The organism is Streptomyces cupreus (assembly GCF_014257025.1).
GTDB classification, from domain to species: Bacteria; Actinomycetota; Actinomycetes; order Streptomycetales; family Streptomycetaceae; genus Streptomyces; species Streptomyces cupreus.
The window spans coordinates 1-5,459 of record NZ_JACMSF010000131.1 but is presented as its reverse complement, the minus strand read 5'-3'; the positions used below and the strand labels follow the sequence as shown (position 1 = coordinate 5,459).

The following is a 5,459-nucleotide window of genomic DNA, read 5'->3' as shown; positions in this document are numbered from 1 at the left end:
CATCGTCGCCGTATGCAAGGTCGTCGTGGCCGTCGTCGGCGTCATCGCGATGATCATCGGTGGGCCGATCCTCGCCGCGATCGTCCTTGTGGCCGCGCTCGTCGTCCTTGCGGACACCCTCTACAAGTACTCCCAAGGCCGGGCGTCTCTGTGGGACGTGGGGTTGGCCGCGCTGGACTGCATACCCGGCATGAAGGGGCTCACCACCCTCGGTGGCCTTGCCAAGGGATTGAAGGGCGGCGTGGCCGCTGTGAAGGGGATCAAGGGTGGCCTGAAGAATATGGGGCTCGCTTTGCGTGGCCTGGGCAAGAACGCCCGCACCGCCCTCGCGGACGGCGCCAAGGGTGCGTACGACCGCGTGAAGAGCAAGATCAAGGGCTGTGGTGACCCGGTCGATCCGGCGACCGGCTTCATGTACATGGAGCAGGCCGACATTACTCTGCCCGGAGTGCTCCCTCTTGTCTTCACCCGCCGAGTGTCCTCGGGGTACCACAGCGGCTGGTGGTTCGGCCCCAGCTGGGCTTCCACGATTGACCAGCGCCTTGAGATGGACGAGCGCGGCATCGTGTTCGTCACCGAGGACGGCATGCTGCTCACGTATCCGCATCCGGAAGGGCCGGGCGACACGGTGCTGCCGGACTCGGGTCCACGTTGGCCGCTGGTGCGTCTGGACCAGGGCGGGTACCGCGTCACGGACCCGAGCAATGGGCGCAGTCGTGAATTCGCGTCACCCACCCACGGCTTGGCGCTGTTGGACCGGATTTCTGACCGCAACCACAACACGATCACTTTCGAGTACGACTCCGAGGGCACGCCCGTTGCAATACGCCACTCCGGCGGATACTGCCTCACACTCACTGTCGAAGAGCACCGCGTCACTGCTCTGAACCTGGCAGGCGTTGCTCAGGACGGCTCGGGCTCGGATCAGACGGTCATGCGGTATGGCTACGACGATGGGAATCTCGTCCAGATAGTCAACTACACGGACAAGCCGCTGCAGTTCACTTACGACTCACGTCTGCGCATCACGTCGTGGGAGGACACGAATCACTCTCGCTACCACTACGTGTACGACCAGCAAGACCGTTGCGTGGAGCAGGGCGGCGAGGCCGGACACCTCACCAATACCTTCACATACGACGGCATCGATCCTGCCTGGGCCGACTGCCGCATCACTGAGGTCACCACGGCTGGTGGTGCCTCCTCCCGCTTCGCCATCAATGAAGCGTGCCTGGTCGTTGCAGAGATCGACCCACTGGGCAACACCACCTGCCACACATTCGATAGTTACAACCAGTTGCTCGCTCGCACTGATGCTCTGGGCCATACGACGCGTTACACCTGGGACGTGAGCGGCAATGTCATCATCGTCCAGCACGCTGACGGCGCACGGACCGTCATGGCCTACAACAGCCTGGGCCAACCGGTAGAAGTCGTGGAGCCCGGTGGTGCGATCTGGCGCTACACCTATGACGATCGAGGCAACCACCTCACCACACTCAGTCCGGAATTGGCGCTCACGCAGTTCTCCTACGATGACTTCGGCCGCCGAACCTCGATAACCGACCCACTCGGCAACATCGCGAAGGTGGAGTGCGATGGGGCGGGCCTGCCGATCAGGGTCACCGATCCGTTGGGTGGCACTATCCGCTATGAGAGGGATGATTTCGGGCGTCCGGTCAAGGCCGTTGATCCGGTGGGAGCTACGACGTACCTGGGTTGGACGGCCGAAGGAAAGATCTCCCGCCGTGTGTCACCTGACGGCAGCGCCGAGTCGTGGACCTATGACGGACAGGGAAACTGCACGAGTTACACCGATGCCGTTGGCGGAGTAACCACCTTTGAATACACGCACTTTGATGTGCTAGCCGCCCGTACAGAACCGGACGGCGCGCGCTACACCTTCGATTACGACGCAGAGCTGCGACTGAGTGGCGTCACCAATCCGCTCGGAATGAGATGGACTTACGAGTACGACCGCAGCGGCCACCTTATAGCGGAGACCGACTTCGATGACCGCACCCATGCCTACGCCCATGACGCAACTGGCTGGCTGACGGCCCGGACTACCCCTGATGGTCAGACGATCCGTTACGAGCGTGATGTGCTGGGGCGTGTGGTGTCGAAGGACACGGCGGGCACAGTGACCACGTATGCCTATGACGAGGCAGGCGATCTGGTCGAGGCCCGCGGGGCCGACGCGGTACTCACCCTGGATCGTGACCGCGAGGGACGTGTGATTCTGGAGACCGTCAACGGCCGGTCAACGGCTTACACCTACGATGCGTTGGGGCGTCGGACGGGCCGTGCCACCCCGTCCGGCGCTGTGAGCAGTTGGTCGTATGACGCCGCGGGCAACCGCGCCGCATTGGCTACTTCCGGTCGACTCCTGAGCTTCACTTACGACGGGGCGGGCCGGGAGCTGTCCCGACACCTGGGTGAGAATCTGCTGCTCGAACAGGGCTTTGACTCCATGGGCCGGCTGAGCCGACAGGAAATCGTCGGCCTGGACGACGCTCGTATCCAAAGCCGTACCTACACATACCGCGCGGATGGGTACCTCGTCGGCACTGTCGATCAACTCGGCAGAACCCGCCACTTCGACCTGGACGCCGTAGGCCGGGTCACCAGTGTCCGCGCGGCAGGGTGGACGGAGACGTACGCATACGACGCGGCCGGTAACCAGACGCAGGCGTCCTGGCCTGCCGGCATGCCGGGCCAGGAAGCTGTCGGTCCGCGTAGCTACGTCGGGACTCGCATCCGCAGCGCCGGTGGTATCCGCTATGAACACGACGATGCGGGGCGCATCACACAGCGTCAGAAGTCCCGCCTGTCCCGCAAGCCGGACACCTGGCGTTACACCTGGGACGCCGAGGACCGTCTCACGGCTGTTGTCACCCCTGACGGCACGCGCTGGCGTTACAGATACGATCCGCTGGGCCGACGCATAGCGAAACAACGTCTGGCCGAGAGCAGTGAAATCGTGGTCGAGCAGGTGGACTTCGTCTGGGACGGCAGCAGTCTGTGTGAGCAGACCGCTTTTCACGCCGGCATGGCTGAAGCGATCACGCTCACGTGGGACCACGATGGTCTGCGCCCCTTGGCGCAGACCGAACGTAAGACAACTGTTGATGCCGACACGGCGCAACAGGAGATTGACCGTCGCTTCTATGCCATCGTCACTGATCTCGTCGGTACTCCTACCGAACTCGTCGATGAACAGGGCAACATAGGCTGGCGCACGCGCACAACGCTATGGGGCTGCACTGTTTGGAACCGCGGGGCTGATGCTTACACTCCACTCCGCTATCCGGGTCAATATCACGATCCCGAGACCGGCCTTCACTACAATTACTTCCGCCACTACGACCCGGAAACCGCTCGCTATCTCACGCCCGACCCGCTCGGTCTCACTCCTGCCCCGAATCCTGTCACCTACGTTCACAACCCATACCTGGGCCGACCCGCTCGGTCTGGCTCCCTGCAATGATGAAGAGATCCTCCCTGAGGGCTATACGCCGTCTCCAGCACTGGAGAAGGACCCGTATCACCCAGATATGGTCAAGAAGCGGCGTGAAGCGGACCAGGAACGCTATGCCGCGACTCCGGCAGACAGGGCCGCAGAGCTCGGGTACAAGAGACGGATTTCACCCCAGAAGGCCCCCTTCGACTCCCACGGGCAAGAGGTGTTCTTCAACGGAAAGAACTACATCACGCCGGACGTGGACGGCCATAATGTCTCTGACGGCTGGAAGATGTTCAACAAGAAGGGGCAGAGGGTTGGCACCTATGACGCAGACCTCAACTACATCAAGAAGTGACACCTTCTCCATACGGGTGGTATCTGTCCCGTCGCTGGCCGAGATCGAGGCCGGCGGCAGCGCAATTGGTCGTATCGTAGTTCGGGACTTCGAAGAGAATTTTCCGATGGCTCTGACCTATTGGAGTGTCGAGCAGTATCAGGCCAGTTGGGTCCGGGCTTTGAGGGTTCTTGCGCGTGAGGAAGTTGCTACGTCGTGTCTCATTTCATCCATCACGAATCCAGCAAGTAGCAACTTCATCTTCTGTTGGCCCCTGTACAGGTCCGGGGAAATCGTCTACGTTCAGAACTCGATCATTTTCCTCGAAGAGCTCGAAGGAGATTTCGATACCGACGAACCTTGGCGCTTTGTGGAACCGCGATCCACGGTTGACGAAGATGGGCACGAGATTTCTGAGTGGCAGACGACCATCGATGAGGTCAGGGAGTTTCTCAACTCGGTGCAGTCTTGATCTGCGGCACCTGTGCGCTACCGGGTGTCTGCCTTGATGCTCGTGATGAAGGTGGTGAAGGCGTCGGTGGGGAAGGAGAGGGGCGCGCGGGAGCGGTCCTTGGAGTCGCGTATCGCGATTCGCGTGTGCAGGTTTGCTATCTCCACGCAGGCATCGCCCTGGCCGCCGCCGGAGAACGATGACTTCGTCCAGGTGCAGGGGGTGATCACGCCCTCACAGCTCCTTCGTCAAGCGGTGGATGAAGTCACGCGAACGCTCGGGTTCGAGTGACACCGCCTCCACCCTACGGAAGAGCGTTCGATAGCGGCTGAGTTGTGCTGCTGCGTCGACGAAGACCGGGCCGTTGGGGCTGTCGCGCACCACGGTGTCCAGCTGGGGGACCGGGCCACCCGCATAGACCATGGCGCTTCCGGCTCCACCGAAGCCGTCCAGTTCGAAGGGGATGACCCGTACGACGACTTGGTCGACCTCGGAGAGTTCGAGGATGCGGCAGAGTTGCGCCCGCGCCGCGGCCCGGTCGCCGACCCTGATGCGCAGGGCGGCCTCATGGATCACCGCTTCGTACGGGACCGGGTCGGCGCGCTCGATGATGATCCTGCGCTTCATCCGGTGTTCCACCCAGCGCTCCACGTCGCTCTCCGGGAACTCTGGGTTGACGAAGGTGAAGAGGCCGCGGGCGTAGTCCGCCGTCTGAAGGAGGCCCGGAACGTGCAGGAAATCCACGTCCCAGCGATAGCTGGCGTGGTGCTCAAGCTCGGGCAGGTCGAGGAACGGGGTGGGCAGGTGATCCCGGTACTCCTCCCACCAGCCACTCGTACGATCGGTGGCCATCGTGACCAGCGCGCCGATCAACTCCTCGTCCGTGCAGGAGTAGTGCGCGGCGAGGCGTCGTACGCGGGTCTCGCTGACGCCCGCGATGCCGGACTCGATCTGGCTCATCTGGACGGAGTCGGCGCCAAGGAGCGCAGCAGCTTCCCGCGCCTTGAGGCCCGCGGCCTCACGCAGTTTGCGCAGTTCGGCGCCCAGGCGGACCTGGCGTGCGGTGGGCTGCGGCCGACGGGGCATGGCTTCCTCCTCACCTCCAACTATCAGGAGGCAGCGACTCGTTCGGGCGCAAGATTACGGCAACGGCTTGCGGAGTCCTAAATTTAGGACTTACCGTCAGTGATGCGACGCACGCCCTGCGG

Annotated in this window: 5 protein-coding genes; 3 read left to right on the top strand and 2 right to left on the bottom strand. The window is 62.7% G+C overall.

Annotated elements, in window-relative coordinates:
* Positions 1–25 precede the first annotated feature (25 nt).
* The 3 genes from H4N64_RS43685 (at position 26) to H4N64_RS43680 (ending at position 4,272) form a co-directional block, all read left to right on the top strand.
* Positions 26–3,490: a DUF6531 domain-containing protein gene (locus H4N64_RS43685; RefSeq protein WP_336246979.1), complete on the top strand. Its 3,465-nt coding sequence runs from the start codon at positions 26–28 to the stop codon at positions 3,488–3,490.
* Between the two features lie 67 nt (positions 3,491–3,557).
* Complete coding sequence (locus H4N64_RS46180) at positions 3,558–3,821, top strand: toxin C-terminal domain-containing protein (RefSeq protein ID WP_260860426.1); 264 nt, start codon at positions 3,558–3,560, stop codon at positions 3,819–3,821.
* Positions 3,790–4,272 carry a hypothetical protein gene (locus H4N64_RS43680; RefSeq protein ID WP_260860424.1) on the top strand — a complete coding sequence of 161 codons (483 nt, stop codon included), beginning with the start codon at positions 3,790–3,792 and terminating at the stop codon, positions 4,270–4,272. The genes H4N64_RS46180 and H4N64_RS43680 overlap by 32 nt, the downstream gene beginning before the upstream one ends.
* A gap of 17 nt (positions 4,273–4,289) precedes the next feature.
* Here the strand turns inward: H4N64_RS43680 and H4N64_RS43675 are convergent, their stop codons facing one another.
* Both H4N64_RS43675 and H4N64_RS43670 read right to left on the bottom strand, forming a co-directional pair.
* On the bottom strand, positions 4,290–4,481 hold the full coding sequence (locus tag H4N64_RS43675; protein ID WP_186288186.1) for a DUF397 domain-containing protein: 192 nt from the start codon (positions 4,479–4,481) through the stop codon (positions 4,290–4,292).
* A 4-nt stretch (positions 4,482–4,485) separates the two neighbouring features.
* On the bottom strand, positions 4,486–5,337 hold the full coding sequence (locus H4N64_RS43670; protein ID WP_186288185.1) for a helix-turn-helix domain-containing protein: 852 nt from the start codon (positions 5,335–5,337) through the stop codon (positions 4,486–4,488).
* Positions 5,338–5,459: the final 122 nt, after the last annotated feature.

Excerpts from the sequence above, each read along its gene's own strand:
- H4N64_RS43680 (WP_260860424.1), top strand. The coding sequence starts at position 3,790 with ATGACGCAGACCTCAACTACATCAAGAAGTGACACCTTCTCCATACGG.
- H4N64_RS43670 (WP_186288185.1), bottom strand. The coding sequence starts at position 5,337 with ATGCCCCGTCGGCCGCAGCCCACCGCACGCCAGGTCCGCCTGGGCGCC.
- H4N64_RS46180 (WP_260860426.1), top strand. The coding sequence starts at position 3,558 with ATGGTCAAGAAGCGGCGTGAAGCGGACCAGGAACGCTATGCCGCGACT.